Here is a 26,252-nt window from a genome sequence, read left to right on the forward strand (position 1 = left end):
AGTTATATCGCTTTTTTATTGGCTATTGAGCCCCCCTCCGTGTTGAAATTTCGGGAGGCAACAATCGTTACAATCGGCAACAGCAAGGAAAAGAACAGGTACGGCAGCGTTTCTACCGTAGATACACCCAAGGCGATTGAAATCACCATCGCCAGCCCATTCCAAGGAATCAGAACAGGCATAACTAGCGTCGTGTCCATCATCGTTTTCCCTAAAAACACTCGTCCGTCGTTCCACTGCGAGAAGCGGTGAAGTAATGTAGATCCGAGCACGAGGATCGGGATCGTCTGATTACAGCTAATGATGACGACCAACAGCGATAAGGCTGCTGCCTTCGCTACCAGAACCGTGCTCTTTTTCGTCGATCCCATCATCTTATCGACAATGGGGGTCAAGAGATTGGCCCTGTTCAAAATTCCGTTCAAAAATCCTGCGAGAATGATTAGGATCAGTACGCTGATGATCGACATCATGCCGCCACCATGTACCAGCTCATCGAGTGACGTGCCTGAGTGCAGCTCGTAGCCGTAAAGCATGGAGCCTGCAAACGTCTTAGCGTCAGGAGTCGCCGTCACAAACACCATAATGGCACTGGCAACAATTCCGTAAAGCAGGGCGACTATCGCTTTTACTCGAAAGGCAAAGGAAGCAATCAGCACAATCAGCGGCAGCATGAGCAGCCAGCTGATGGAATAATGACGCAGGAGAAGCTCCTGGTACATCTGAATGGTATTGCTCGAGCCAGCCTGTGACCGAAACAGATCGAGCACCAGGTACAGTACCACACAAATACCTACGGTCAGCCATGCAGGGCGTCGCGTCTGTCTATCCTGCTCTTCTGTCATTCCTACGTTGGACAATACCAGCAAGCGGCTGCTGGAGATGGGCGAGAAACGCTCACCAACCATCGCTCCAGAGATTAATGCGCCTGCGACCATCCCCTGTGAAATGTCAGCAGCATGCGCGATCCCCATGAGCGATAAGCCGACGGTACTCAGTGTTCCCACAGACGTCCCGAGCAAATAGCTCACGGCCGCAGTCATGAGAAAAGCTAGGACCAGCAGGTAGTCAACATTGACGATGGAAAGCCCGTAGTAGATGATTGCGGGAATCGTACCTCCCATCATCAACAGCGGAATCAGCAGCCCGACCAGAAACAGGATCATCAGAACAGGCTTTGTCTGTTTGACGCCTTCCCATCCAAAGGCAAATTGTGCTTTCCATGAATAGCCAAGCTTCACTACACTAACCAGTGTGACCAAGATCGCGAAAACAATCCCCAGCGCGAGCGGAAAACCAATCGTCAAGCTGAGCACGATACCTGCGATCAGCGAGAAAATCGGGAGCATCGCTGCCATAGGCATTTCAATCAACTTCCTTCCTTTTATACAGTCATGTAGACAACAGAGACCTCGCAGCCCCTTCATCTGTGATAAGTACATTCTGACATGACTGTTTGGCAAAGGAAAGAATCGCTTTTGCCTTGCTTTCGCCACCCGCAATGGATAGCACTTTCTCCGCTTCGTGAACCTCCTCCAGCTGCAATCCGATGGTCGGCATGCGCTGGACCGTCACTCCCGCCTCATCAAAGTAATACCCAAACGCCTCTGAAACCGCTCCAGCAGCCTCCAGCTCATGTAGCTCATCTTCGGAGTAGTTCCTCCGTTTCGCCATCGTCATCGCGTCACCGATCCCATGCAAGACGATGCGCGCCTCTCCCAGGAGCGAAAGGACGTCTTGTACCTGCGGCTCCTTGAGCAGTGTCTGCAGCGCTTCTGGATGGAGTCGGTCAGGCACGTGAAGCAGTCGGTAGGAAGCCCCCGTCTTTGCCGCCATCGCAGAGGCAAGCGTATTCGCCTGCAGCTCTACTCGCTCCCCCAGGCCACCGCGAGCCGGTACAAACTGGACGGAGCGGAAAGCAGCGGATGGCGATAAATGCTTCGCTACACTGGCTATGGAGGAACCACCTGTAACTGCGACGATATCTCCCTCAGAAATGACCTGCTTGAGTACGCGAGCTCCCACGCGTCCCAGCTCTTCCTTCACCCAGGGCGACTGATCGGCATTGCCTGAGACGACGATGACTTCCGCGATCCCCAGCTTTCGCTGCAAGCCTTCAGCAAGATCTGTCAGACCGAACAATTCGCCTACCATCGGCTCCATCTCATCCAACACCTGCATGCCTTCTTCACTGAGACTCATACCCGCTGCGGTCACGTGGAGCAGTCCTGTTTCTTTTAAAAGATCCACTTCTGCTCGCAGGATCCGCTCGGTCGTACCCATTTCCTGAGCCAGGCCCCTTCTGCCAATCGGCTGCAGGTGATAGATCGAACGCAGCAGCATGTATCGGTCGCGCAAGATGGGAATCAGGTCGGGCAAAAGCTTTTGTTGCAACTCAAGTAATCGGCGCATAAACCTTCTTCCTTGTGTGTGTGGATGGGCTATTCATATTACGGGACATTTTTTGTCCCTCTATATACATTTTATGTCCCACATGGAGCAAAAAAAAAAGAAATCTCGCTACAACACGAATGTAGCACATCTCCTAAAAACTTGCAAGACCTCCCCAAGCCCACTTAACGTGGGGAGACCTTTTACTTGCTGGTCCTGCGCGTCAGTTCCTGATGCAGCTCCTGAAATGTCACGACATGCGTCACGGAACGGAAAACAATCTCCCCGTCGATCGCCACTACAGGAATGACCAGCATCATCTCTTCGTGCAGCACTGGATCACTCTCAATATCAACCACCTGCAGACGAAGCGGGAACTCCTTTGCCAAGGTGCGGATCAAGAGCTCCACCTCGTCGCACAGGTGGCATCTGTTTCTTCCATAGAGGACTATGTCCATCACTCGTTCTTGTACCAAACGTTAAAACCTCTTTCTTTTTGCGGACGACGGAATCATCATTTCTTCCCGGTATTTGGCAACCGTTCGGCGAGAAATCTCGATTCCCTCTGTCTGCAGCATTTCTCCCAGCTTTTGATCGGACAGCGGTGCCTTCCGGTCTTCCTGCTCGATCAAGGCCTTGATTCTCCGCTTCACACTCTCTGATGAGGTCGCTTCCCCGCTCGAAGTAGAGAGCGCAGAGGTAAAGAAGTACTTCAGTTCAAATATTCCCCTTGGCGTTTGCACGTATTTATTGCTCGTCGCCCGGCTGATGGTCGACTCGTGCAGATTGACCCTTTCCGCGATTTCCTTTTGCGTCATCGGCTTTAAGAAATCGATCCCGCGATCAAAAAAGTCCTGCTGCATTTCCACGATCGCCTGGGTCACGCGCATGAGTGTCAGCCTGCGCTGCTCCAAGCTTTTCGCCAGCCACATCGCCGCATTCAGCTTTTCGTGAATGAATTGCTTGGCTTCCTCCTGGCTCTTTTGCTGATTCAGCATTTTTTCATAAAAGCTGTTGATTTTCAGGCGAGGTGTCGCAATGTCATTGACCAGTACCACATACTCGTTTCCTACCTTTTCGACGGCTACATCCGGGATCACATAGCGTGTATCGGCATGAGAGTACGCTGCACCCGGACGCGGATTCAATGTTCGCACCAGATCCGCCATTGCCTGCACGTCCAAAGGGGTGCACCCGACCTTATCGGCAATGCGCTGGTAGCGATTATCCGCCAAATCCTGCAAGTGGAACTTCACCACCTGGACGATCTTTTCATCATCGAGGGCCAGGTGTTCCAGCTGCAGCAGCAAGCATTCCTCCAAGCTTCGCGCCGCGACTCCAACCGGATCAAAGTGCTGCAGGATCGACAGCACGTCTTCGATCTCCAAAAGATCCGCTCCCAGCTTGGCGCTCGCTTCCTCGAGCGTGACCTCCAAGTATCCCTTTTCATCCAGATTTCCGATCAAGAACAAAGCCATTTTCTTTTGCAGCGGAGTAAAGCCTTTTACATACCCGAGCTGGCGTTCCAGGTGCTCATACAGGCTATCCGAGCCTTGCTGGACAAAATCAAGCGGATTGTAAGTGCTTTCATTTTTGGTTGCAGTGTACTCGCCTGACGCCCGATTCCCTACGATTTCCTTCCAGTCAATTTCCGGCGTCGGCTTTTCCGCCTTGGCTGAGGCCACTTCTCGCGGTGCTTCCAGATCGAAGACTGGATTTTCGATGGCCTGCTCCTGCAAATAGGAAATCAGATCGACGGCAGAATACTGCAATATGGTAATCGCCTGACGCAGCTCCGGCGTCATCACTAGCTTCAGCGTCTGTTCTTGAAACAATCCCAGTCCCATGTTCATGAAGAAATCGCCCCTTTCCTCTTTCCGGCACTTCCTCTAGCTGCTTTTCGTCTCTCGTCTCTATTGTCATTATATTCGTTCTCCCTTGCAATTTTCCTGCCAATAAATGAATACCTAGCGGAAAAAAGTGGCCCATCGATCAAGGCCACTTTTCTGGAGGATTTGCGTTTATTCTCTTTTGCTTCTATATAACAAGTACATAAAGAAAGGGGCACCCACAGCAGCCGTAAAAACACCAGCGGGCACATCCAAAGGCACAAAGAGCGTCCGCGCTGCCAAGTCCGCCAACAGGACAAAGAGTCCACCCAATAGCGCAGAGGTCGGCAGCAGGGCACCGTAGGACGAGCCTACCAGCTTGCGTGCCATATGAGGTGCCATCAGGCCCACGAAGCCGATTCCTCCGGCAATCCCTACGGCAGCAGCTGCCAGGGCCACACTTACCGCGATGAGGATCAAACGCTTCCTTTCTACCTGCACCCCTACGCTTTTGGCAATATCATCTCCCAGCTCCTGTACATTAAGCGTACGCGACTGGATGATCGTCACCAGCAAAAAGCCGAATACCCATGGCAGAAGGGTGAAAACATGATCCCACGAGGTTCCATAAACCGTTCCCGACATCCAGCCAAGCGCTTGGGAAGTCAGATACAGCGGACCTGAGATCATAAAGTAAACGGACAACGCTCCCATTGCCGCCGAAATGGAGACACCGATCAAGGCAAAGCGAAACGGCGACAGCCCCCGCTTCCAAGCTGTCACATAAGTCAGCGAAGCTGCGAAAAAGCCGCCGATCAAAGCTACCAGGGGCAGCCAATGAATGCTGTAAGTCCCATTGGAAAAAGCGATAAACGCAACCGCAGCAGCAGTTGCTCCATTTGTCGTCCCGATCAAGTCAGGTGAAGCCAGAGGATTGCGGACGAGCGCCTGCAAAATGGCTCCAGAAACAGCCAGCGCGGCACCGACCATGACCGATACCAGAATGCGAGGCAGACGCAAATTCACGACGACCAGCTGGAAGGTGCTGTCCCCCATCCCGACTAGCGATTTCAGTACTTCCGACACTGGGATGCGAATGCTCCCCAGCCCGATACTTGCCACAATCGCCACAGCAAGCAGGCTAATGAGCATGCCGATAATCACAAAAGAACGAACGTGAATCTGAAACGAAAGCAAAGGCTTTTGACTGCGAACGACCGCAAATTTATTCATGCGCCCTCCTCCTAACGATGGCGATGACAAACGGCACGCCGATGACAGCCGTAGCCACTCCTACTGGTACTTCCTCCGGCATCAGCAGAAAACGGGATACCAGATCCGCCAAGACGAGAAACATGCCTCCCATGACCACACTGTAAGGAATCACCCAGCGATGGTCTATCCCGACCAGATAGCGGCAGATATGCGGAATTACGATCCCGACAAAGCCGATGGGACCCGTGAGCGCAACCGCCCCCCCTGCGAGAAGGACGACGACGATCACGATACAAGCTTTCACCCAGACAATTTTTTGTCCGAGGCTCTTCGCGACATCATCGCCGAGGGCCATCAGATTTAAAGAGCCAGCCAGAAAAATGGAAAGGATCCATCCAGTCACAAGATACGGAATAATCATCTGGGCGTGGCGCAAATCTCTGCCTGACACGGAACCTACCAGCCAGTAGAGTGCTTCTTCCATCGTCTTATCGTCAATGAGCATAAACAGCGAGGTCAAAGAAGACGCAAACGCAGCGACTGCCGCGCCAGAGAGTGTCACCTTTACGGGGGACATCCCTCCTCTACCTGCAGAACCAAGTATGTAGACGATCAAGGCAGTCAAGGCTGCACCTAAAAATCCGACCCACATCATCTGCGTAAAGGTAAACACACCTCCGAACACAAACAAGGCAACGACAATCAGCAGGGCCGCTCCCGAGTTGATCCCAAAAACAGAAGGAGAAGCGAGTGGATTGCGGGTCAAAGCCTGCAAAAGGACTCCTGCCAATGCCAAGCTCCCTCCTACAAAGGCTGCTGCGATCGCTCTTGGAACCCTTGTATGCAAAATGATGAGCTGCTCATTGCTCCCGGTAAAGCTGGTATACGCTTCAATCGCAGTCGCAATGCGAAAGTTTTGGATACCGTACAGGACACTGGCAACCATCGCTAAACCCAGCAAGACGATTCCTACAACTAGAACAACCGACTTTTGAACGCGGCTGTGCAAAAGAAATTTCACGGCTGTTCCCTACTTTCTTCCCAGGCAATTTCCTCTCATTGTAAGCTGTCTATTTCCAGCTCGTCAATGAGATTGATTATTGTTATCAAAAAATCGTTGACATCCCTTTTCCTTAATTATACAGTATGACTTGTATAAACGATAATGAATATCACTATCAGGAGGTCCTCCATCATGCTTACTCCTCGTAAGCCAGTCTTTCAGGTTTTATGCTCCCTCGGCTTGTCTTTGATGCTGTTTGTCACAGGCTGCGGCTCAGGTAGTCAAAATGCTGCAGGCGGTCAGAATGCCGCAAATAGTCAGCCAGCGACAGCATCACCCGCTTCAACTCCCGCTCCTAGCGATACCCGCTCGGAAGTGAGGAAGATTAAACATGCGATGGGGGAAACCGAGCTCAAAGGAGATCCCCAGCGCGTTGTGATCCTCACCAACGAAGGGACAGAAGCCCTTCTCAGTCTCGGCGTCAAGCCCGTAGGAGCAGTCAAGTCCTGGCAAGGCGAGCCCTGGTATGACCATATTAAAGAGCAAATGCAAGGTGTCACCGATCTTGGCGAGGAAACCCAGCCCAATATCGAGCTGATCGCCAGTCTGAAGCCGGATCTGATCATCGGCAACAAAGTACGTCAGGAAAAAATCTACTCCCAGCTTTCCTCCATCGCACCGACCGTGTTTGCCGAGGACCTGTCCGGAAGCTGGAAGATCAACTTCAAGCTTTATGCGGAAACGGTAAACAAAAAGGCAGAGGGTGATAAGCTTCTGGCCAGCTTTGACCAAAGAGTAGAGGAAGCGAAAACCAAACTGGGTGAAGAGACAAAGACGAAGGTATCGATCGTCCGCTTCTTGCCAGGAAAGGTCCGCCTCTACATGAAAGACACGTTTGCAGGCGTGCTGTTCAACCAGCTCGGCTTTGCACGTCCCGCTTCTCAGGATAAAGATGAATTCATGCAAGTCATCGCAAAAGAACAAATGGCTGAAGCCGATGGCGATGTCCTGTTCTACTGGGTCTCCGACTACGACGACAAAGCGGCTGCGACTTACCGTGACGAATGGGTCAATGATCCTCTTTGGAAAAACCTGAGCGTTGTAAAAAACAATCAAGTCTTCCAAGTCAACGAAGTCATCTGGAATACAGGCGGTGGTATCCTCTCCGCCAACCTGCTGCTCGATGAGATCGTGGCACACTTTTCGAAGTAAGATCACGTAAAACGCAAAAACTAAAGGGGCAACGTCACGGCGCGGCTGCCCCTTCCCTTTTCCCTTGAATGAGTTCACCCTCACGAAAAAATTGAACCAAAAGCAGGTTTTTTGTTTGCATTTGGCTCAGAAGATGTCTTATAATGGGTAAGTATCACTTTTCCATACCATACGCCTGTAGCTCAGTGGATAGAGCAATGGTCTCCGGAACCATGTGCGGGGGTTCGATTCCCTTCAGGCGTACCATTGAAGTAATGAGAAGACTGGATGATTCCAGTCTTCTTTTGTTTTCCTTCCCCTTGTCTATTTGATTTCCCCGAAGATCCTCTCCACGTCTTTTACCATCAGTTCAGCAGCCAGAATGCCTCCCGAAGAGTTCCAGATCGCTTCGTTCACCAGGTAAGCGCGTCCTGTCTTAACCACCTTCATGTTTTGCGCGAGCGGATCGCTGAGCCATTCCTTTGCTGTTTTGGTCGCTCCGTCATCGCCTTCACGATCGGAAGTAAAGTAGAAGAAAACATCCCCATCCAACAGGTTGATCTGCTCTTTCGCAATGTCTTGCGTGAACTCATCCTTGTTTTGTGCTTCCGGTCTTGCAAAACCGATCTTATCCAGAATGACGCCCGCGAAATTGTTTTTGAGGTATGCTCGTACTTTGCCAGGCTGGAAGCGAGCCATGGATACCTGCATTTTTGTTTTATCGCCGAGCTTTGTTTTCGCTTCCTCGATCGTTTTGTTGAAAGCGTCGAGTACGGCCTTTCCTTCTGCTTCCTTGTTCAGTGCCTGTGTGTACAGCTCAAAGTTCTCGATCATGCTGTCACCGAGATTTTCGGTAAATACGGTTGGAGCGATGGACGAAAGCTGCGTGTAGATTTTCTCTTGGCGTACCTTCGTACCGAGGATCAGATCCGGCTTCAGGCTTGCGATCAGCTCCATGTTCGGCTGCGTTTCATCCCCTACTACTTCCACTTTGCCCATTTGATCCTTGATGTGATCGTACCACGGGTCACCGATCCACGATTTGACGGCCCCTACCGGCTTGATTCCCAATGCGAGCAAGCTCTCCGTCCCCTGTGTGGTCAACACGACAATCCGCTGTGGTGTCCCTGTAATCTTGGTTTCTCCCATGGCATGCGTGATCGTTCTCGCCTCTTCTGCGGCTGGCGCTGGACTTTCCTTGGCTGCAGGTGCTTGTGTTGCGGCTGGAGCTGGAGCCGTTGTCTGACTCCCGCACGCGGATACGAGCAACGATAATAAGACGAGCAGCATCGCTGTGATTCTTCCTTTTGTGAAAGCTCTGGTAAACATGAATCTTTTCCCCCTAGCATCCTTTGTTAAAAATGAGTATCATTATCAGTTAAAAAGACATAAAAAAAATAGAACATCCTTTCCCGATATCCCTGCCCCCTTCTCTGTTCTCCCGATGCGCATGCAGCAGATCAAATGTTACAATTGTAACACTAATATAGATTTCTCTCGTTTTCAAATGATTTCACGCAAATCAGAGGGAAAATAGACAAACGAAAGGATTTGTCACTCTACCATGGTTACCCAGCCCACTCGATCTCAGCAATCAAGAGAATGGATCATCCTAGCACTGCTCCAGTTAATGGAAAGCACCCCTTATTCCCAGCTCTCCATTACCGAAATTGCGCGCAAGGCTGGTCTGGCGAGACAGACCTTTTATCGCAATTACCAAGATAAAGACGATATTTTGTTTGACTATTTATGCCAGCTTTATGCGGAGTTCTGGCTAAAAGTGGATGAACCCAATGTACTGGACGAAAATATGTTTATCTCGCTGTTTCGCATGTGGAAGGAGCATGCGCCTATCTCCCTTGTAACCAACATTAACAACCGAGACCGGAAAATCAGGCAAATCATCTTTCGCAGCCTGGAATATGTCATTTCTGAGCTCGTCCAGCCTGACCCTGAGGCAAAGAAGCCTTTTCCTCTGGAAGGACTGGATTACTATGCCCAACGCTCCCTTTCCTCTACCCTTCACGTCTTGCTAACAGAGTGGACTTTGCGCGAGTTTCGCGAGACGCCGGAGGAAATCGGACGACTCGCCTTCCAGCTGACTAGCTCGATGCGGGCCTTGCTGTAAAAGTTGCTATGGAAAAAGCCTGCAGCAGCGGCCGCAGGCTTCTATATGTGAAAGCTATTGATCCAATTCCTTCTGAATACCCTCTTTACCCGGTAACGGATCGATCCGCTCCGACTTGCGGGAGTAAGCTTTATTCGTGACCCAGAGGGTGCTTCCGATAATTAGAACGAATATAATGACCACCACTACAAGAAAACCCGTTGTCATCCACAATCCCCCCTGTCTTTCTTTTTCTCTTCATTATACCTGATTTCTACGCTGCAGGATGTCACTCATTTAAGCCAATCTCGTGAATTTCAAATCACTCTCGATAATTCCGTCCTCAGCGATAGGAAAAAGGCATCTTCAAAGCGAATAGTTACGACATCATCCATCACAGTGCATTACACCATCCCACTGACAAGGCAGGGAACCAACAATGGACAAGCTCACTTCCTCCTTTTCATGGAAAAGGAAGAGATCCAAAAAGCAATTATCCACGCAACGGCTTTCCGATCAGCTCCTTCGTGCCTTTTTTCACTACACGACGGATGCGATTTCATTCAGTGATATGGACAACACGCTCATCTTAATCAATCAAGCTTTTGAACACAATTACGGATGGACAATGGACGAGCTAAAGGAAACACCCTATTGTTTTATCCCGGAGGATCTGAAGGTGGAAGCCCATCAGCTCTTTGACGCTGTACGCACAATGGGGGTACAAATCACCAATTTCGAAACCGTTCGCCAGCGCAAAGACGGATCCCTGATGGATGTGAACCTGACGATTGTACCCATTTTCGACGAGCATGGGACCATTATCGGTTCTGCTTGCACCGCTCGCGATATTTCGGACCGCAAAAAAGTCGAAGAAGCCTTGAAGCAGAGCGAGACCAAATATCGCCTGTTGATCGATCATACCCAAGACATTATTACGATTTTTAATCCCGCCATGGAACGCATTTATATCTCACCATCTGTCGAGCAGCACCTCGGATATTCGCACATGGAGTTCCAGTCCTCAAGTCGATTGCTGCTCGTTCACCCTGACGACATGCCTCTTATGCGAGCTTGCCACCAGCAAATCATGGCAACCAAGCAGCAAGTCCAGTTTGAAGTTCGCTCCCTAAGCAGAGACGGTTCACCCATTGTGTTTGACACACGTGGCTTCCCCATCCTCGATGATCAAGGACAGGTGGAAAACATCATGTTCGTCGCACGCAACGTAACGGAACGAAAGTATTCCGAGGCCGCCCTGCTCCGAAGCGAAGAGAAAAACAGGATCATCCTCGAGCACACCGACGATTTTATCATGATTACCGATAAACAGGGAGAAATCCTGTACCTGTCGCCCTCTCATGAACGTGTGCTGGGGCGCCACAAGCTCATGTCACAAGTGACGCTGGAGCACGTACATCCCGATGACCGCAATCTTTTCATCAAGCATTTCAACCAGTTGATCCACTATCAAAAAGCAGGAACGTACGAATTCCGCTATCAATGCGAGAACGGCAAGTGGATCGTCTTAGAATCCAAAGGTGTTCCGATCATGACCAAGGAAAATGAATGCGACGGCTTCATCTTGGTATCCCGCGATATTACCGAGCGCCGGAACAATGAAGAGCTTTTGCGCAAAGCAGAAAAGCTATCCATCATCGGAGAGCTGGCGGCAGGAATCGCCCATGAGATCCGCAATCCTTTGACTTCTCTAAAGGGCTTCATTCAGCTGCTGTACCCGACTCTGCAGGACAACAAGCTGTACGCCGACATCATGCTATCCGAGCTCGAGCGAATCAATCTCATTGTCAGTGAGCTGCTGATCTTGTCCAAACCGCAGAATCTGCAGATCAAGCCGATTTCCCTCGTCGTCCTGATGCAAAACCTGCTGGCACTGCTCGCCTCGGAGGCCAACCTGAAAAATATTCGGTTCCAGACCTCCTTTGGCAAATGCCCTCCTATCGCTGGTGAAGAAAATCAGCTGAAGCAAGTATTTATCAACATTATAAAGAACTCGATCGAGGCCATTGCGAATCATGGGCAGGGGGAAATCCGTATCTCCACCCGATTGCTGCCAAATCGCCACGTCTTGGTCAGACTGGCTGACAACGGTTGTGGGGTACCCGAGGAATTATTGTCCAAGCTGGGCGAGCCGTTTTTCACGACCAAAGATAAGGGAACGGGTCTTGGCCTGATGATCAGTAACAAAATCATCAAGGATCACAATGGCACCTTCCAAATCACCAGCAAAAAAAATCAGGGAACCGTCGTAAAAATCACCCTGCCGATTGTCGACGATGACATTGGGTCATCCTAACAGGGTACGATTCCTTAGGGCAATGGGAGGTGTGCAATCCATGGATTTTACGAAAATGAGTACGAGTGAGTTCGTGGCCAAAATCCACGAAGCGCAAGCCAAAGACCTCAAGAACAAGCAGCATCAAGGGTACAATCACCCTGAAAAACGCCTGCCGAACAAACAGGGCCTTTAAGCGTTTGGCCACTGCATTGGCCCCACTTACAGAAAATGCCCACCCTCGAGCACTCAGCTCAACGGGTGGGCATTTCCTTTGCTGCTTTACTGCGGATCCTGCTTGTTCAGGTTGCGGTCTCGCTCAGACTTTTGGTTCTGGCTCTTTTGATTCTTACCGCTGTGACCTTGGTTGCCGCCGTTTTGGGTGTTGCGATTGTTTGACATTCGATTCCCTTCCTTTGCTGGGGCTTAAGGTTGTCATGCCAAACGTAGTATGTCCCAAAACGTCTTTCGCACCTAAGTCGTTATTTTGCTTCGCCGATAAATACTTTTTGGCCGTTCTCGTATTTGTACACGTATACGGATGCAAATGTGTTGTCGCCTTTATCGTCGAAGGTTACGTTTACGAATTTACCTTTGTAGTCTTTTGTTTTGTGAACAGCTTCCAGCACTTGCTCACGGGAAGGTTTTTTGCCGCCGTTTGCTTTGATCGCTTCTTCCAGACCATTCAGCATAACACCCATGGAGTCATAGCCAAAGGAAGTAAAGATCCCTACTTTGTTGCCAGTCGAGCTTTCGAAGTCGGAGATCCACTTCTTGCCGTCTTCTGTAGCGCCTACATCGCCAACCGTGGAAGTAAAGACAACGTTGTTCGCGTTGTCAGCACCTGCGATTTTCACCAGGTCTGCAGAGTCGTAGCCGTCTCCACCCATGAAGATCCCTTTAAAGCCTTTTTCACGCGCTTGCTTCACGATGATTCCTGCATCGGAGTAGTAGCCTCCGAAGTATACCATCTCTGGGTTTGCCGCAACGATTTGGTTGATCACTGCGCTGTAGTCTTTTTCACCAGCTGTTACGCCTTCGAAGCCCAGGATTTGAACGCCGTCTTTCTCAAATTGCTTTTTCACTTCTTCTGCCAGACCTTGGCCGTATGCTTGCTTGTCATGCATTAGATAAGCTGTTTTAATATTCAGCTGATTTTTTGCGTAGATCGCTGCTTTGGATCCTTGTTGGTCGTCACGCGCGCAAATGCGGTGTACGATCTTTTTGCCTTGCTCGGTCAGGTCGGAGCCTGTTGCCGAAGGAGAAACCATTACCAGCTTTTCTTGATCGTATTGAGCAGCGGCCGTAATGGAAGCACCGGTAGTCGCATGTCCAACTACCCCTACTACGTCTGGGTTGGAAATCAGCATTTGTGCTACCGCTACCCCTTGTTTCGGGTCAGCCTGGTCGTCTTGAGCGGAAAGCTGCACGTCGAAGCCCAGTTTCTTGAAGGCTTCCGCTTTCTCTTTCAGTGCGTACTCTGCACCAGCTTTTGCCGTGCTGCCATAGTCAGAATATTGGCCCGACATTGGCCCTACGACGCCGATTACCAGCTTTTCCAATGCGCCGCCTGCACTTGCACCGCCGCTGTTGCTTTGCTCCGATGTGCCGCTTTGTTGTGGAGCAGCACTTTGACCTCCACCACAGCCAGCCAAGAGTGAACCCAACGCAAACGTAGCTGCGAGAATTGACAGTGTCTTCTGTTTTTTCATAGCAAACATCCCCCTCTTTATTTACGAACAAACTATGAACTACTACTACATTGTAAAATAAATTAGAAAATTTGCAACTAAAATAACAATTTTTCTATTCCATATGAACGATGATAATATATTTAAATAGAAACAGCCGCTTCCTGATAAGGAAACGGCTTCATTTGGAAAATACTTTCTATTCTTTGTATTTATGGGAATACGCTTTGCACATCACGTAAATGGCCACTGCCACAAAAACAATGATCATGACTACGCTGGCAATCGTGCTTCCTTGCATGTCTGGTGCTCCTCTCCGTTGCACGTGCTTTGTCTCTATTATAGGGAAGCTCGGAGACGACTACAACGGAGGATTCCTCCAGAAGCTTTCGCTGACTATGATTTGATTTCGATCGTCAGGTTGTAGGTAAGCTTTTTCGCATCGTAGCTGACTTTTGCTCCCAGCTCCTGTGCAATGAATACGAGCGGAACCAGAACCGCACCCGTCGTTACACGCGGTGCATACGGGACTCTGGTTTCCTTACCGTTTTTATAAGCAAACGTGCTATTTTGGTACATGCGCAGCGCGTACTTGTTGTCCTTTGCAACCAGAAGCGATTTGCTCATCGTATCCCAAGCTGCCGAACCACCCAAAGCAATTGCCAGCGTGCTGGAGTTCACGTAAGCTACACCATTTTCCGTAACGATGTCCTGCGGGAAAGCAAGCTCCTTTCCGTTCAGGTTGACCTTGATTTTTTGCTGTTGGACCGGAGCCGACTGGGCAAAGGCAGCCGTTGCTGCTACACTGCCAGTCAAGAGCGCTGCTGTCAGGAAAAATGCCGAAAGCTTGCGAAGCATGGTAAACACCCCTCAATTGTTAATGAAATAAATTCCAAATTTGTAACTTCGACGCTTGTTTTACGGAATCCTTTTTTCTACCACTCTTTTCCTATGCAGAAGAATCCTCATTCATGCCCACACTATAGACAATAACAAACATTTACCCAGTCAAATTTTTCTTGATTTAAAAAAATATCCCGCGAACAAATGTTTTTGTGCACAAGCTGTGGATAAAACTGTGGGTAACTTATAAACGTGAGGTACTTATGGCAGAAGAACGTTATTTCTTGATCTTCCAGGAAGCAAGCGACGAAGAATGCCTGCTGACCATCCAGCCCTATCAGGACGAGCAGTCCCTGGCGGAGGCCATCAACCAGCTGCAGGCCAAACAAATTGACGAATACACGATCATTCACGGGAAAAAGATGACGGCGAAGCTGCGTCTTGCAGTGGAATTAAGCGAGGTAGAAGACGAAGAATAAATGTTTTCTTTGCTCAATAGGTTTAAGGGTAGGCAAGTTGGCAAACATGGTAGTGAGGGCTTGCAGTTAAGTGTTTGACCTTCATTGACCTTTTGTGTATGATATTCTTACAAAGAGAGGAGGAAGACTAGATGCACATGAATTTGATCCCTACTGTCATTGAACAGACCAACCGCGGTGAACGTGCTTATGATATTTATTCCCGCCTGCTCAAGGACCGCATCATCTTTCTGGGAACCCCCATTAACGATACGGTAGCGAACATTGTGGTGGCCCAGTTGTTGTTCCTTCAGGCAGAAGATCCAGACAAAGATATTTCTCTGTACATCAATAGCCCTGGCGGTTCCATTACAGCCGGTATGGCCATTTACGATACGATGAACTTCATCAAGCCTGCTGTCTCCACGATTTGTATCGGTATGGCAGCTTCGATGGGTGCCTTCTTGCTGGCAGCCGGTGAAAAAGGCAAACGTTTTGCGCTTCCGAACAGCGAAGTGATGATCCACCAACCTTTGGGTGGCGCGCAAGGTCAAGCGAGCGACATCGAAATCGCTGCAAAACGTATTTTGAAAATGCGTGACCACTTGAATCAAATCCTTGCTGAGCGTACCGGCCAGCCTCTGGAGCGCATTCAGAAGGATACAGATCGCGACAACTTCCTCAGTGCTGCTGATGCGGTTGAATACGGACTGATCGATAAAGTGATCACTTCCGAGCCTTCTTCGAAAAAATAAGCTTTCGGAATGAAAAAACACCCGCCCCGAGTTTGTCAAGACCCCAAATCATAGACAGCTAAGAAAAGCCCTACCCAACAAGCTGGCTCCGGTACTGTACCGGGGTCAGCTTGTTTAACTTTCTTTGTGGTCGGCTGTTGTTGTAAAAATGGATGTATTCGCCTATGTGCTTCCTCAACAGGTCGAATATCATATGGATAGAGCGCTTCTGTCTTGTGATGCGAGAAGAAGCTCTCCATTGAGGCATTGTCATAACAATTGCCTCGGCGAGACATGCTGATTTGGGCGCCAACCTTTGGCAGCATGTCGTGGTAATCGTAGGACGTGTACTGGAAACCCTGATCGCTGTGAACGATCAGTCCAGTCACGTCCTTTTCCTTTTCAAATGCCTTGGAGAAGGTTTGAAGCACAAGTCCTTGATCGCTGATAGATATAACCATGTATCACGGACCCGGTACTGCGTTACACGTGTGTCTACCAAACCAAACTCGCCTTGCTGTTTGTATTTACGCATCCATACCTTGAGTCGTCCAATATCTTTGATCCCTAATTCCTTCGCCACTGCTGCCTTCGTCATTCCCTTCAATCTCATCTCAATAGCCCTTTGCTTTAACTCCGCACTGTACGTTTCCTACTTCTTTTCCTTTGTCCCCATTACGAAAAGCACCCCCTAGAATGAGTAGTTTCATCGAGAGGTCTTTTCTCAATGTCCATTCTAAGGGGTGCACTTTAAGTGGCTGGGTGTTTTTCTTATGGGTTACGGTATGTAGGCGTATCCCGTACGTATGGCGTAGCTGTAATCCGGTCTGCCCTTTTCTTCTGCAATTCGGCTTGCCTGCTCCCAATCATAGGGAACCATGATTTGCTCCGCCCTCCAGCCATGCGTGGTTCGCCACAATATCGCGTATTTCGCATGTGGCGACAAGGACTCCATCGCGTGTGGATGCGGCTCTTCCTCGTAATAGGCGGGAAAACCGACACTGCCCGGATTCATGACAAGCTTGCCATCTGGCAGCTGCACGCTCTTTGGCAGATGCGTATGCCCACAGACAATGACGCGTTGCTCGAGGTGCTTGAGCTGCTCCGCAACCGCTTGAAGCTCTCTGTTGGCTGCTCCGTTTTCCGTGACCTCCTCCAGCAGATACGTATCATCTGAAAAAGGCGTTCCGTGGCAAAAGAAGATGTCTTCGTAGACCCAAGTCTTCCGAAACGTACGGATCCATTCCAGGTGCGCATCGGTAAGCAATGGCTTCACCTGCTGAAACGTCAAAGACTCGCTTTGCTCCTCCAACAAAATCCGATCGCAATTTCCCATGATAGAAATGACATTCTGCTTGGCCATGAGTCTCTCCGCCGTCTCCAGAGGACATATCGGACCAAATAGCACATCTCCCAGGTTTACGATCATGTCAATCTCTCTCTTATCCAGATCTGCCAGCACTGCATCCAGAGCAAATACGTTGCTGTGCACGTCTGAGAGGATCGCAATCCCTTTTGCGGTCATGATTCGCTTGCCGCCTTTTTCACAGACTTCACCTCATAGAGGGCAGCTTCCGAACTTACGATATATTCAGGCTTCGGCTTTCCGAGATTCGCTTTGTGTCCAGCGATATGAGCGTCACTCTTCTTCCATTGCTTCCAGTGAGCCTCTGACTCCCAGCGGGCGATCACCATGACCTCTTCGTCTCCACGACTGACCTTTTTTACGGGAACGGTTGAATCAATGAAGCCTTCCTGTTTCTCGACTAGTCCCTCACCACTGAATCGAGCGACTACTTTGTCGGCATTCCCTTCTGTTTCAACCGTTTTGCGAACCTGTACAAACATGCAAATCCCCTCCCTATGTATCTCCTTACTTAAAAGTATATTTGACAAGAATTTTCATTGTCAAATCACTGGCAGGCTGATAGAAGCGAAAAAAACCGAGCGCATCGGATTTTTTCTCCACTGAACGCCCGGTTTGTCTAATGGTCACAGATCTCGTTTTTCCTCCAGCTGACCTACTTGTACTCTCAAGCTGCTGGCAGGATTTCGTTCGGTATGGATGCGAGCCGTTTGCGTTGACTCGTCCAGCTCGTCAATCCATACGGAATCTCCCTTGTAGTGCACCACGATTTTTTCGTTGGAGTGGACAATCTCCTGCGCACGTGTCAAATCCATTCTGCTTCCCTCCTGATCATGACTTCCCCGTAGTTATTCTAGCGCTTGCTTGGCTGCAGTAGCACCGGTCATTGTGTCGACACTCGTCTCCTCGATCAATCCATTCTGATCGGTGACTAGCCCTCCACCCAAGCCTTCGTTAATCATGCGGTCAATATCCATGTCATAGGAGTCGCGGCCTTCGTTGCAGCTGTCTTGGCATGTATCGCGATTGGTCATTTTCGTTCCCCCTTGTTGAGTTTTTCACATGGATTAGCATGTCCCAACGAGGCAAAAAATGACGCAAAAACCGCTAAATCCGCTCCATCCAAAAAAAGACACCTCCCAAGTGGAAAGTGTCCTCTGCTCTTCTACTATTCTTCTTTGCTTACTAGCTTGGCAAGACTCGTTACTGCCTGGGAGGCATCCGGCCCTTCTGCCAAAATGGTGATTTCCGTACCCGAACTGATCGCGAGGCTCATGATACCCATGATGCTTTTCGCGTTCACTTTCTTATTTTCCTTTTCTACGAACACTTCCGAAGCAAAACGGTTGGCCTCCTGCACGAAAAAGGCTGCCGGGCGTGCCTGCAAACCGGTTTTCAATTGGACCACTACCTGCTGTTGAACCATGAATGGACCTCCTTCTCTAGAGACTATTATCCTTTAGTATATCATGCATCTACATCGAAATATTTTGTTTTTCTCGTAATTTGTCAGCGATTTCGTTAATTTTTCGCAGGCGGTGATTGACTCCCGATTTGCTGACAACTCCGCTAGGCAGCATCTCACCCAATTCCTTTAAATTAATATCGGGATGAGCCATCCTCAGCTCCGCTACCTCTCGCAGGCGTTTTGGCAAATTCTCCAAGCCCATTTCCTGATCGATGAGCTGAATATTCTCCAGTTGCTGCGTCGCTGCATTGACCGTCTTGTTAATATTGGCTATCTCGCAGTTATGCAAGCGATTCACCGAGTTGCGCATATCCTTGACGATTCGTACGTCCTCGAAATAGAGAAGTGCCTGGTGAGCTCCAATCAAACTCAAGAACTCCGTAATCTTTTCGCCTTCTTTAATGTAGAGAACATACCCTTTTTTCCGCTCGATGCACTTGGCATTTAGTTTATACCGATTGGCGATCTTGGTCAATGCCTCACAAAAATCCTGATAAGCCGTAAAAATCTCCAAATGATAGCTGGACGCCTCCGGGTGATTGACGGAACCCCCTGCCAGAAAAGCGCCGCGCAAATACGCTGCGCGGCAGCATGATTTCTTCACAATATCTGGCGCTACACCCGAGAGAAACGAGAGGCTCGAATCCATGATGCCCAAATCCTGCAAAATTTCGTTAGCCTTATTGGGTATCCTTACGATGTACACATTGTTCTTCTTCAAGCGCATTTTTTTCCGGACTAATAGCTCGGCGTGAATCTGGAACAGCCTTTTGATCAAGGTGTAAATCCGTCTCGCAATCGCCGCGTTTTCCGTTGTGACATCGAGTACGAACCGTCCTGCGCCGAACTGAAGGCTGCCGTTCATGCGAATCAAGGCAGACAGCTCCGCTTTGCTGCAACAGTCAGCACCCTCCTGCATCGTTAATTCTTTTTTGGTCTGCGCGGCGAATGACATTGACCCTCACTCCTTCTCTATCTTCAGCACCTTTCGCCTGCGCTTGACGAGTGCAACCACTTGTTTACTTACTGCCAGTGCATCGTGTCGCAGATAGCCGTCCTCAAATGTGACCAGCGGCTTGGCGACGACCTGTAGCCCTAGCTGTCGCAGCTTTTTCAGATCACATGGGACAGGAGCTGCTCCCTTTTCCGCATACTTTTCCAATACATAGGCTGGCAGCTCTGCTGAATTAACAATAATCGTATCTAAAAATGGTCCATCGACGTGCTCATACATGACGTTGACGTGCTTGGAAGCGGTAAACCCATCCGTCTCCCCAGGCTGTGTCATCACGTTGCAGATGTAAATCTTCGGAGCCGTCGAGCTTTTGATAGCGTCAAACAATCCTCGAACCAGCAAATTGGGCAGGATACTCGTGTACAAGCTTCCCGGCCCAATCAGGATCGCATCTGCTTCAGCGATCGCTGACAGAGCATCTGCCAGGGGAACTGCATCCTCCGGGTCGAGAAAGACTCGTTTGATTTCCTTTCCAGTCAGTGGAATCTGCGACTCTCCTACCACGTACGACCCGTCTGTCATTTCCGCGACGAGACGAATCGACTGTGTCGACGCGGGTAAAACATCCCCTCGAACCGCCAGAACTCCGCTCAATGTTTTCACAGCTGTAACGAAGTCTCCCGTAATCTCGTTCATCGCTGCAAGTAATAGATTTCCCAAATTATGCCCTGCTAAACCCGTGCCTGCGGAAAAACGATACTGCATCACTTTTTCCATCAATGGTTCCGTATCAGCTAGAGCCGTCAAAACGTTTCGAATATCTCCTGGCGGGAGCATATCCATTTCCTCGCGCAATCGACCAGAGCTTCCCCCATCATCGGCTACTGTCACAATTGCAGTTATATGCACAGGCTCGTGCTTCAGCCCTCGTAACAAAACGGACAGACCCGTACCTCCGCCGATTACGACAAGACGCAACTGCCTTGCCTGCAGCCTCCCCATTCCCTTAGTAGGCATATGTCACCTCATTATCCCTATTGCACACAAACACATGGCCTGGCTTTTAACGGGAACGATCCCCTTTATCTTCCTGCCATCCTATGCTCACTTGTTCTTTTCCATGTCTCGATGACTAACCCGTACGGTAAAATCTTTGCCAAAGGTCTCACCCAGATGCTCCGCAATCGCTACGGAACGGTGCTTCCCTCCCGTACAGCCAATCCCAATCACCAGCTGACTTTTTCCTTCGCGCTGATAATGCGGCAGTGTGTAGGACAAAAAGTCGACCAGCTTCTCGATAAACTCTTGTGTTTCTTTGTGCTTCATCACGTATTCCGCCACTTCCGGATCACAACCGGTTTTAGGACGAAGGTCTTCTACATAGTGCGGGTTCGGTAAAAACCGCACATCAAACATCAAGTCGGCATCGATCGGTGTGCCGTATTTAAACCCGAACGAGAGTACGTTGATCGTAAGCGGTGAACCTTGCTGACCGTATTGGTTAATGATTTTTTCCCGCAGCTGGGCAGGTTTCATTTGACTTGTATCAATAATCTGATGCGCCCAGCCCTTCATTTCCTGCAGCAGGCGTCGTTCAGCATGAATTCCTTCCAATGGCGAACCGTTTGGCGACAACGGGTGGCGACGACGTGTTTCCTTGTATCTGGACACCAGCGTGGTATCACTCGCATCGAGGTAGAGAATATGGTACGAAAGTCCGCTCATCTGGTTCAGGCTTTCGATCGTGACTGACAAGCTCTCAAAGAACTCCCGCCCACGCAAATCGATTACCAACGCAACCCGCTCAATACTTCCACCGGACTGTTTGACCAGTTCAGCGAATTTAGGAATCAGTACTGGCGGTAGGTTGTCTACGCAAAAGTAGCCCAGGTCCTCCAAGCTTTGTACCGCAACCGTTTTTCCTGCACCTGACATTCCCGTAATGATCAGCAGATTAATGGCCTTATCGTTTCCCAATTCTGTCACGCAACTCGCCTCCTACGATTCTGACAATAGCATACCATATTGACCGGCCCATTCGCACCTTTTTGGGAGTTTCCCCGCTTTTCCCAACAAGGGAACAAGCCCTTATAGACAAAAAAGATGCGCGACTGAGTACCAGCCACGCAACAATTGTTTATATAGATAAGGGGGTCAATTCATTGACCTAATCATAACTCCCAATTATTTCACCTATGTTACAACCAGGTTAAGAGATTGTGACATTTTGTTCCTTTAATGCTTCATTCAGTTCTTCCACGTAGTGTTGAGCCGATTGAGCGGCAATGGAACCGTCGCCTGTAGCTGTCACAACTTGGCGCAGCAATTTTTCACGAACGTCCCCTGCTGCAAATACGCCTTTTACTTTGGTGTTCATTTTTTCATCGGTCAAGACGTAGCCAGCATCGTTTGTAATTCCCAGCGGACGTACGCTTTCCGTCAGTGGATCCATCCCTACATAAATGAATACGCCATCCGTAGCGAATTCACTTTGCTCACCTGTTTTCAAGTTTTCCAGCAAAACGGATTGCACTTTGCCTTCTCCACGAATTTCTTTCACCTGTGTATCCCAGATGACTTCGATTTTTTCATTTTCGAACGCGCGTTTTTGCAGGATCTTTTGCGCACGGAATTGGTCACGTCGGTGGATAATGGTCACTTTGGTAGCAAAGCGAGTCAGGAACACCGCTTCTTCAACTGCAGAGTCACCGCCCCCTACAACAACCAGCTCTTTGTTGCGGAAGAAAGCACCGTCACACACTGCGCAATACGATACGCCGCGGCCAGACAGCTCTTTTTCACCCGGAGCACCCAACAGACGATGCTCAGCGCCTGTCGCGATGATTACGGATTTAGCCAAGTATTCTTTATCTCCTGTAACAACCCGTTTGTACGGTGCTTCGTCACGGATTTCCTTGATTTCTCCGTATGCGTATTCCGCACCGAACTGTTGGGCGTGCTCGAACATTTTGGTCGAAAGATCCGGACCGAGAATAGAGGAGAAGCCTGGGTAGTTCTCGATCTCTTCTGTGTTCGCCATTTGGCCACCAGGGATACCGCGCTCCAGCATCAGGGTGCTCATATTCGCGCGAGAAGTGTATACAGCAGCCGTCATACCGGCAGGGCCAGCACCGGCGATAATTACATCATAAATTTTTTGGTCACTCATATAGGATGCCTCCTTCGTCAAGCAGGTTTGTCTTTGCTCATTTCTTGTTTCTTATTTATACTTATTATAATGTAAGAATCTATTTAAAATCAAGCTTCGACAACACTTTGACGCACTTCGCTACCGTAGAAATAGAAACCCCGTACTTTTCAGCAAGATAGGCTTGCGATTTCTTCTGATGACTCACCGCTCCGTATACATATTCTAATGCAGCGACCCATGCGATTGATTTCCGCACTTGTACATGATTGACAGCGTACTTCTGATGCTCCGCCCAGAACTGGAGGCACCAATTCCCGGCAGCTTCCTGACCTTCCTCGAACAAGTAGAGGCGAATTCCCTCTTCTACACTCTCCACATCCTGTAGGCTTGCATCTGCCTTTTCTACTGGGTTTGGAGCATCCTGTGGCATTGCAGCTCCCATATCCGCCAAAGCCAGCAGAGCCAGCTTCTGAAGCTGCTCGTTGTCGGTCGAGTGGTAAAACTGGCGAACCGCTGTTTCCGCTTCGTCATCACCAATCATTGACAATGTCTGCAGTACGGCAAACTTCACTTCATCTCTGCCATGCTGCAGCGCCCACAGCAGCGAAGCGCGAATCATGGGATCGGTCTTGAAATCTTCAACGCCGTTAAACGTGGCTTGCTCCCACGAGACTTCCCGCTGTGTCGGGTTGTATTGATACGGGATCGGTTTTATAGTTTCCCCTTCTTGCTCGCTTTTTACCATCTGAATGTATTGATCGGCGACACCGGCTTCCGGATCCATTTGCTTTGCTTTTTGCCACCAGCGCAGCGCTTGGTCTTTTCGTCCGCTCAAATAGGCAGAGATCGCAGCGTAATGATACGTACACGCTTCATGTGGACGGCCTGCCTTCAGGATACGCTGGTAGTGGAAGTACGCCTCTTCGTGCTGTCCGAGAACCCCCATGGTAGTTGCCAGCTTATACGTGTTTTCCGGATGGAAGGGCACAACCTTTTTCAGCATGTCCATCAGCGCAATCAATTCGGTCGTATGATTGTGATGGGAAAGCAGCACCGCCAAATTGCACAGGGCATGGAGGTTGCCTTGCTCCATTTCCAATGTCTTTTCGATCGTCTTCATGGACTGCTGAAAATCCCCTACGTAATAATAAGCGAGCGACAAATTGTTCCAGGCTGGGAGAAAGGACGGGTCATTATCCACGATTTCTTTTAAGGTGTCCAGTGCTTCCAAAAAGCGGCCTTCTTCCAGACTGCGACGTGCACGCTCGTGCTTGCTGTAGACGTCTTCGTTCTCGCTCGGTTGAAAATGACGCGGCGGCATATCTAGCTCAAAATAGATGTAGTCTAAAAGCTCCTCTGCATCCTCACGGTATGGTCCGTTGCCATCCTCCTGGAGGTAGCGAACCGCCATTTCTTCCGCCATCTGATAATCTTCCAGATTGGCGTAGTTGTTAGCCATGTAGAAGTATACTTCCGACATGGACGTATCCCATTTTTCTATCACCTCATAGAGAACATCATTTGAGGCTTCAAACTGTCCTGTCTCAGCGAGTGCGCTGGCCAGATGGCAATGGCACTCAGCGTTGGCAGGCTCAAGCTCAATCGCTCGGCGAAAGGAACGCAATGCTTTTTCATAGTCATACCGATTTAAAAAGCGCGTGCCACGATCCACAAAAAAAGCGGCATCTTGCTTAAAGTCAACGACGGTTGTTTTCTTCAAAATACTCTTGTTATGTTTCATAGAACCTCCAACATCGTAGGAGAAGCACTCCAAGTATCGTACCAGATGCGCTCGCGCCCTACAAGCTGACTCGTCTTGTAAGTGTTTTTGTGCCTAAAAGCAGGAAAACACCACTTGCTATGGAGCCAGTGGTGTTTACAGACAAGAATGGAGCGGACGAAGGGTCTCGAACCCTCGACCTTCGCCTTGGCAAGGCGACGCTCTACCAATTGAGCTACGTCCGCATGTGGTAACATTTTCTTTATTCAATTTAAGGTAAAAACTGGTGAGCCATGAAGGACTCGAACCTTCGACCCTCTGATTAAAAGTCAGATGCTCTACCAACTGAGCTAATGGCTCGTACATGGTGGCTCGGGACGGAATCGAACCGCCGACACGAGGATTTTCAGTCCTCTGCTCTACCGACTGAGCTACCGAGCCATACTTATATTCCGTTTTTATGCCATTTAGAAATGGCGGAGCTGACGGGACTCGCTTCAACTGTCGCCACTACGTCGATTAAACGACTAAGGCAAGCCAGATCTGCAGTACCCGTGTATTCGTCTCTGTTCACCTTCTTGGGTGAACCCGTTTACGGGTGAGAGGCCCGCAACTACTTTAGAAATGGCGGAGCTGACGGGACTCGAACCCGCGACCTCCGGTGTGACAGACCGGCGTGAACTCCAACTTCACCACAGCTCCGTGGAAAAGGATATTGACTACTGTCATTCCTTCAAAACTGAATACGCATGTTTGCTAAGATGTGTGGATAAGTCCTCGACCGATTAGTATTCGTCAGCTCCACGTGTTACCACGCTTCCACACCGAACCTATCAACCTCATCGTCTATGAGGGGTCTTACCAGCTTGCGCTGTGGGAAGTCTCATCTTGGAGGGGGCTTCACGCTTAGATGCTTTCAGCGCTTATCCCGTCCGCACATAGCTACCCAGCTGTGCCACTGGCGTGACAACTGGTGCACCAGCGGTGCGTCCATCCCGGTCCTCTCGTACTAAGGACAGCTCTCCTCAAACTTCCTACGCCCGCGACAGATAGGGACCGAACTGTCTCACGACGTTCTGAACCCAGCTCGCGTACCGCTTTAATGGGCGAACAGCCCAACCCTTGGGACCTACTTCAGCCCCAGGATGCGATGAGCCGACATCGAGGTGCCAAACCTCCCCGTCGATGTGGACTCTTGGGGGAGATAAGCCTGTTATCCCCAGGGTAGCTTTTATCCGTTGAGCGATGGCCCTTCCATGCGGAACCACCGGATCACTAAGCCCGACTTTCGTCCCTGCTCGACTTGTAGGTCTCGCAGTCAAGCTCCCTTCTGCCTTTACACTCTACGAATGATTTCCGACCATTCTGAGGGAACCTTTGGGCGCCTCCGTTACCTTTTGGGAGGCGACCGCCCCAGTCAAACTGCCCACCTGGCATGGTCCTCTCGCCCGATAAGGGCGACGAGTTAGAAACTCCGTACATCAAGGGTGGTATCCCACCGACAGCTCCACAGAGGCTGGCGCCCCTGCTTCTCAGCTTCCCACCTATCCTGTACATGATGCACAAAGTTCCAATACCAGGCTACAGTAAAGCTCCATGGGGTCTTTCCGTCTTGTCGCGGGTAACCTGCATCTTCACAGGTATTATGATTTCACCGGGTCTCTTGCCGAGACAGCGCCCAAGTCGTTACGCCTTTCGTGCGGGTCGGAACTTACCCGACAAGGAATTTCGCTACCTTAGGACCGTTATAGTTACGGCCGCCGTTTACTGGGGCTTCGGTTCAAAGCTTCGCTTGCGCTAACCCATCCCCTTAACCTTCCAGCACCGGGCAGGC

Annotated in this window: 28 protein-coding genes, 5 tRNA genes, 1 rRNA gene and 1 pseudogene (1 of these 35 running past the window's edge); 7 read left to right on the forward strand and 28 right to left on the reverse strand. The window is 49.8% G+C overall.

From position 1 onward, the window contains the following. Positions 1 to 2: 2 nt before the first annotated feature. The 6 genes from ACLIN2_RS26850 to ACLIN2_RS26875 all read right to left on the reverse strand — a co-directional run bounded on the left by ACLIN2_RS26850 (position 3) and on the right by ACLIN2_RS26875 (position 6,456). On the reverse strand, positions 3 to 1,364 hold the full coding sequence (locus ACLIN2_RS26850) for a Na+/H+ antiporter NhaC family protein (protein WP_411502647.1): 1,362 nt from the start codon (positions 1,362 to 1,364) through the stop codon (positions 3 to 5). A gap of 28 nt (positions 1,365 to 1,392) precedes the next feature. Further along, the gene (locus ACLIN2_RS26855; RefSeq protein ID WP_092275309.1) at positions 1,393 to 2,412 is read right to left on the reverse strand and encodes a sugar-binding transcriptional regulator; all 1,020 of its coding nucleotides are present in this window, start codon (positions 2,410 to 2,412) and stop codon (positions 1,393 to 1,395) included. Between the two features lie 182 nt (positions 2,413 to 2,594). Then, positions 2,595 to 2,849: a glutaredoxin family protein gene (locus ACLIN2_RS26860; RefSeq protein WP_122927011.1), complete on the reverse strand. Its 255-nt coding sequence runs from the start codon at positions 2,847 to 2,849 to the stop codon at positions 2,595 to 2,597. A 21-nt stretch (positions 2,850 to 2,870) separates the two neighbouring features. Beyond that, positions 2,871 to 4,244, reverse strand: a complete 1,374-nt coding sequence (gene rpoN / locus ACLIN2_RS26865; RefSeq protein ID WP_411502648.1) for an RNA polymerase factor sigma-54 — start codon at positions 4,242 to 4,244, stop codon at positions 2,871 to 2,873. 168 nt (positions 4,245 to 4,412) lie between these two features. Next, complete coding sequence (locus ACLIN2_RS26870; protein WP_411502649.1) at positions 4,413 to 5,453, reverse strand: FecCD family ABC transporter permease; 1,041 nt, start codon at positions 5,451 to 5,453, stop codon at positions 4,413 to 4,415. Then, positions 5,446 to 6,456 (reverse strand): FecCD family ABC transporter permease, encoded by a 1,011-nt coding sequence (locus ACLIN2_RS26875; RefSeq protein WP_310238154.1) that lies wholly within the window; start codon positions 6,454 to 6,456, stop codon positions 5,446 to 5,448. The genes ACLIN2_RS26870 and ACLIN2_RS26875 overlap by 8 nt, the downstream gene beginning before the upstream one ends. Positions 6,457 to 6,630: 174 nt before the next feature. Between ACLIN2_RS26875 and ACLIN2_RS26880 the strand changes: the two genes are divergently transcribed. Then, on the forward strand, positions 6,631 to 7,650 hold the full coding sequence (locus ACLIN2_RS26880) for an ABC transporter substrate-binding protein (protein ID WP_411502650.1): 1,020 nt from the start codon (positions 6,631 to 6,633) through the stop codon (positions 7,648 to 7,650). Between the two features lie 171 nt (positions 7,651 to 7,821). Then, positions 7,822 to 7,896, forward strand: a tRNA-Arg gene (locus ACLIN2_RS26885). Positions 7,897 to 7,953: 57 nt separating this feature from the next. Here ACLIN2_RS26885 and ACLIN2_RS26890 read toward each other — a convergent pair. After that, positions 7,954 to 8,958, reverse strand: coding sequence for an ABC transporter substrate-binding protein (locus ACLIN2_RS26890; RefSeq protein ID WP_411502651.1), 1,005 nt, complete (start codon positions 8,956 to 8,958; stop codon positions 7,954 to 7,956). A gap of 235 nt (positions 8,959 to 9,193) precedes the next feature. Here ACLIN2_RS26890 and ACLIN2_RS26895 point away from each other — a divergent pair, with 235 nt between their 5' ends. Next, the gene (locus tag ACLIN2_RS26895; protein WP_411502652.1) at positions 9,194 to 9,757 is read left to right on the forward strand and encodes a TetR/AcrR family transcriptional regulator; all 564 of its coding nucleotides are present in this window, start codon (positions 9,194 to 9,196) and stop codon (positions 9,755 to 9,757) included. A 54-nt stretch (positions 9,758 to 9,811) separates the two neighbouring features. On the opposite strand, the gene ACLIN2_RS26900 is transcribed toward ACLIN2_RS26895, so the two are convergent. After that, positions 9,812 to 9,964, reverse strand: a complete 153-nt coding sequence (locus ACLIN2_RS26900; RefSeq protein ID WP_175530592.1) for a hypothetical protein — start codon at positions 9,962 to 9,964, stop codon at positions 9,812 to 9,814. A gap of 211 nt (positions 9,965 to 10,175) precedes the next feature. Between ACLIN2_RS26900 and ACLIN2_RS26905 the strand changes: the two genes are divergently transcribed. Further along, entirely contained in the window at positions 10,176 to 12,053 is a 1,878-nt protein-coding gene (locus ACLIN2_RS26905; RefSeq protein ID WP_411502653.1) for a PAS domain S-box protein, read from the forward strand. Between the two features lie 40 nt (positions 12,054 to 12,093). Beyond that, positions 12,094 to 12,228, forward strand: a complete 135-nt coding sequence (locus ACLIN2_RS26910) for a DUF4023 domain-containing protein (protein ID WP_092275328.1) — start codon at positions 12,094 to 12,096, stop codon at positions 12,226 to 12,228. A 286-nt stretch (positions 12,229 to 12,514) separates the two neighbouring features. On the opposite strand, the gene ACLIN2_RS26915 is transcribed toward ACLIN2_RS26910, so the two are convergent. Further along, complete coding sequence (locus ACLIN2_RS26915) at positions 12,515 to 13,744, reverse strand: branched-chain amino acid ABC transporter substrate-binding protein (RefSeq protein WP_310238169.1); 1,230 nt, start codon at positions 13,742 to 13,744, stop codon at positions 12,515 to 12,517. Between the two features lie 375 nt (positions 13,745 to 14,119). Continuing rightward, positions 14,120 to 14,581 (reverse strand): copper amine oxidase N-terminal domain-containing protein, encoded by a 462-nt coding sequence (locus tag ACLIN2_RS26920; protein ID WP_092275334.1) that lies wholly within the window; start codon positions 14,579 to 14,581, stop codon positions 14,120 to 14,122. A 248-nt stretch (positions 14,582 to 14,829) separates the two neighbouring features. Here ACLIN2_RS26920 and ACLIN2_RS26925 point away from each other — a divergent pair, with 248 nt between their 5' ends. Together ACLIN2_RS26925 and clpP are read left to right on the forward strand one after the other, a co-directional pair. Beyond that, the gene (locus ACLIN2_RS26925) at positions 14,830 to 15,045 is read left to right on the forward strand and encodes a hypothetical protein (protein WP_092275337.1); all 216 of its coding nucleotides are present in this window, start codon (positions 14,830 to 14,832) and stop codon (positions 15,043 to 15,045) included. Positions 15,046 to 15,182: 137 nt separating this feature from the next. Beyond that, on the forward strand, positions 15,183 to 15,779 hold the full coding sequence (gene clpP / locus ACLIN2_RS26930) for an ATP-dependent Clp endopeptidase proteolytic subunit ClpP (protein ID WP_174769314.1): 597 nt from the start codon (positions 15,183 to 15,185) through the stop codon (positions 15,777 to 15,779). Between the two features lie 70 nt (positions 15,780 to 15,849). Here clpP and ACLIN2_RS26935 read toward each other — a convergent pair whose 3' ends face one another. The 18 genes and pseudogenes from ACLIN2_RS26935 to ACLIN2_RS27020 all read right to left on the reverse strand — a co-directional run. Continuing rightward, on the reverse strand, positions 15,850 to 16,032 hold the full coding sequence (locus tag ACLIN2_RS26935) for an IS3 family transposase (protein ID WP_411504603.1): 183 nt from the start codon (positions 16,030 to 16,032) through the stop codon (positions 15,850 to 15,852). A 61-nt stretch (positions 16,033 to 16,093) separates the two neighbouring features. Next, a pseudogene (locus tag ACLIN2_RS26940) lies at positions 16,094 to 16,189 on the reverse strand (hypothetical protein); the annotation flags it as partial. Continuing rightward, a complete protein-coding gene (locus tag ACLIN2_RS26945) occupies positions 16,144 to 16,377 on the reverse strand; it encodes a helix-turn-helix domain-containing protein (RefSeq protein ID WP_411504604.1) in 234 nt (77 codons plus the stop codon). The gene ACLIN2_RS26945 and the pseudogene ACLIN2_RS26940, both read right to left, overlap by 46 nt. Before the next feature lie 159 nt (positions 16,378 to 16,536). Next, a complete protein-coding gene (locus ACLIN2_RS26950) occupies positions 16,537 to 17,283 on the reverse strand; it encodes a metallophosphoesterase family protein (RefSeq protein ID WP_411502654.1) in 747 nt (248 codons plus the stop codon). After that, positions 17,280 to 17,606, reverse strand: coding sequence for an antibiotic biosynthesis monooxygenase (locus tag ACLIN2_RS26955; RefSeq protein ID WP_411502655.1), 327 nt, complete (start codon positions 17,604 to 17,606; stop codon positions 17,280 to 17,282). The genes ACLIN2_RS26950 and ACLIN2_RS26955 overlap by 4 nt, the downstream gene beginning before the upstream one ends. Before the next feature lie 144 nt (positions 17,607 to 17,750). Next, positions 17,751 to 17,939, reverse strand: a complete 189-nt coding sequence (locus ACLIN2_RS26960; protein ID WP_301173399.1) for an H-type small acid-soluble spore protein — start codon at positions 17,937 to 17,939, stop codon at positions 17,751 to 17,753. A gap of 33 nt (positions 17,940 to 17,972) precedes the next feature. Further along, complete coding sequence (locus ACLIN2_RS26965; protein WP_092275353.1) at positions 17,973 to 18,158, reverse strand: hypothetical protein; 186 nt, start codon at positions 18,156 to 18,158, stop codon at positions 17,973 to 17,975. Positions 18,159 to 18,292: 134 nt separating this feature from the next. Next, complete coding sequence (locus ACLIN2_RS26970; RefSeq protein ID WP_055745544.1) at positions 18,293 to 18,550, reverse strand: HPr family phosphocarrier protein; 258 nt, start codon at positions 18,548 to 18,550, stop codon at positions 18,293 to 18,295. Positions 18,551 to 18,599: 49 nt separating this feature from the next. After that, positions 18,600 to 19,547, reverse strand: coding sequence for a DNA-binding protein WhiA (gene whiA / locus ACLIN2_RS26975; protein WP_092275356.1), 948 nt, complete (start codon positions 19,545 to 19,547; stop codon positions 18,600 to 18,602). 6 nt (positions 19,548 to 19,553) lie between these two features. After that, complete coding sequence (locus ACLIN2_RS26980) at positions 19,554 to 20,564, reverse strand: gluconeogenesis factor YvcK family protein (protein ID WP_092275359.1); 1,011 nt, start codon at positions 20,562 to 20,564, stop codon at positions 19,554 to 19,556. An 87-nt stretch (positions 20,565 to 20,651) separates the two neighbouring features. Continuing rightward, positions 20,652 to 21,533 carry an RNase adapter RapZ gene (gene rapZ / locus ACLIN2_RS26985; RefSeq protein WP_092275362.1) on the reverse strand — a complete coding sequence of 294 codons (882 nt, stop codon included), beginning with the start codon at positions 21,531 to 21,533 and terminating at the stop codon, positions 20,652 to 20,654. Positions 21,534 to 21,756: 223 nt separating this feature from the next. Beyond that, positions 21,757 to 22,716, reverse strand: coding sequence for a thioredoxin-disulfide reductase (gene trxB, locus ACLIN2_RS26990; protein WP_092275365.1), 960 nt, complete (start codon positions 22,714 to 22,716; stop codon positions 21,757 to 21,759). Between the two features lie 79 nt (positions 22,717 to 22,795). After that, on the reverse strand, positions 22,796 to 24,439 hold the full coding sequence (locus ACLIN2_RS26995) for a tetratricopeptide repeat protein (protein ID WP_411502656.1): 1,644 nt from the start codon (positions 24,437 to 24,439) through the stop codon (positions 22,796 to 22,798). Between the two features lie 148 nt (positions 24,440 to 24,587). Beyond that, positions 24,588 to 24,663, reverse strand: a tRNA-Gly gene (locus tag ACLIN2_RS27000). Positions 24,664 to 24,702: 39 nt separating this feature from the next. Further along, positions 24,703 to 24,778, reverse strand: a tRNA-Lys gene (locus ACLIN2_RS27005). Positions 24,779 to 24,783: 5 nt separating this feature from the next. Continuing rightward, positions 24,784 to 24,859, reverse strand: a tRNA-Phe gene (locus tag ACLIN2_RS27010). Between the two features lie 184 nt (positions 24,860 to 25,043). Next, positions 25,044 to 25,120: transfer RNA gene (locus ACLIN2_RS27015), tRNA-Asp, on the reverse strand. A gap of 63 nt (positions 25,121 to 25,183) precedes the next feature. Then, positions 25,184 to 26,252, reverse strand: a 23S ribosomal RNA gene (locus tag ACLIN2_RS27020) (it continues 1,858 nt past the right edge of the window).

This window comes from Brevibacillus centrosporus, from assembly GCF_046622605.1.
GTDB lineage: Bacteria > Bacillota > Bacilli > Brevibacillales > Brevibacillaceae > Brevibacillus > Brevibacillus centrosporus.

Coding starts and splice junctions, on each gene's coding strand:
- trxB (WP_092275365.1), bottom strand. CDS start 22,716: ATGAGTGACCAAAAAATTTATGATGTAATTATCGCCGGTGCTGGCCCT.
- ACLIN2_RS26950 (WP_411502654.1), bottom strand. CDS start 17,283: ATGACCGCAAAAGGGATTGCGATCCTCTCAGACGTGCACAGCAACGTA.
- ACLIN2_RS26895 (WP_411502652.1), top strand. CDS start 9,194: ATGGTTACCCAGCCCACTCGATCTCAGCAATCAAGAGAATGGATCATC.
- rpoN (WP_411502648.1), bottom strand. CDS start 4,244: ATGAACATGGGACTGGGATTGTTTCAAGAACAGACGCTGAAGCTAGTG.
- ACLIN2_RS26995 (WP_411502656.1), bottom strand. CDS start 24,439: ATGAAACATAACAAGAGTATTTTGAAGAAAACAACCGTCGTTGACTTT.
- ACLIN2_RS26935 (WP_411504603.1), bottom strand. CDS start 16,032: ATGACAATGCCTCAATGGAGAGCTTCTTCTCGCATCACAAGACAGAAG.
- ACLIN2_RS26860 (WP_122927011.1), bottom strand. CDS start 2,849: ATGGACATAGTCCTCTATGGAAGAAACAGATGCCACCTGTGCGACGAG.
- ACLIN2_RS26870 (WP_411502649.1), bottom strand. CDS start 5,453: ATGAATAAATTTGCGGTCGTTCGCAGTCAAAAGCCTTTGCTTTCGTTT.
- ACLIN2_RS26965 (WP_092275353.1), bottom strand. CDS start 18,158: ATGACCAATCGCGATACATGCCAAGACAGCTGCAACGAAGGCCGCGAC.
- ACLIN2_RS26980 (WP_092275359.1), bottom strand. CDS start 20,564: ATGCCTACTAAGGGAATGGGGAGGCTGCAGGCAAGGCAGTTGCGTCTT.
- ACLIN2_RS26955 (WP_411502655.1), bottom strand. CDS start 17,606: ATGTTTGTACAGGTTCGCAAAACGGTTGAAACAGAAGGGAATGCCGAC.
- ACLIN2_RS26910 (WP_092275328.1), top strand. CDS start 12,094: ATGGATTTTACGAAAATGAGTACGAGTGAGTTCGTGGCCAAAATCCAC.
- ACLIN2_RS26880 (WP_411502650.1), top strand. CDS start 6,631: ATGCTTACTCCTCGTAAGCCAGTCTTTCAGGTTTTATGCTCCCTCGGC.
- ACLIN2_RS26920 (WP_092275334.1), bottom strand. CDS start 14,581: ATGCTTCGCAAGCTTTCGGCATTTTTCCTGACAGCAGCGCTCTTGACT.
- ACLIN2_RS26900 (WP_175530592.1), bottom strand. CDS start 9,964: ATGACAACGGGTTTTCTTGTAGTGGTGGTCATTATATTCGTTCTAATT.
- clpP (WP_174769314.1), top strand. CDS start 15,183: ATGAATTTGATCCCTACTGTCATTGAACAGACCAACCGCGGTGAACGT.
- ACLIN2_RS26890 (WP_411502651.1), bottom strand. CDS start 8,958: ATGTTTACCAGAGCTTTCACAAAAGGAAGAATCACAGCGATGCTGCTC.
- ACLIN2_RS26925 (WP_092275337.1), top strand. CDS start 14,830: ATGGCAGAAGAACGTTATTTCTTGATCTTCCAGGAAGCAAGCGACGAA.
- ACLIN2_RS26970 (WP_055745544.1), bottom strand. CDS start 18,550: ATGGTTCAACAGCAGGTAGTGGTCCAATTGAAAACCGGTTTGCAGGCA.
- ACLIN2_RS26855 (WP_092275309.1), bottom strand. CDS start 2,412: ATGCGCCGATTACTTGAGTTGCAACAAAAGCTTTTGCCCGACCTGATT.
- ACLIN2_RS26960 (WP_301173399.1), bottom strand. CDS start 17,939: ATGGATTTGACACGTGCGCAGGAGATTGTCCACTCCAACGAAAAAATC.
- ACLIN2_RS26850 (WP_411502647.1), bottom strand. CDS start 1,364: ATGCCTATGGCAGCGATGCTCCCGATTTTCTCGCTGATCGCAGGTATC.
- ACLIN2_RS26905 (WP_411502653.1), top strand. CDS start 10,176: ATGGACAAGCTCACTTCCTCCTTTTCATGGAAAAGGAAGAGATCCAAA.
- ACLIN2_RS26915 (WP_310238169.1), bottom strand. CDS start 13,744: ATGAAAAAACAGAAGACACTGTCAATTCTCGCAGCTACGTTTGCGTTG.
- whiA (WP_092275356.1), bottom strand. CDS start 19,547: ATGTCATTCGCCGCGCAGACCAAAAAAGAATTAACGATGCAGGAGGGT.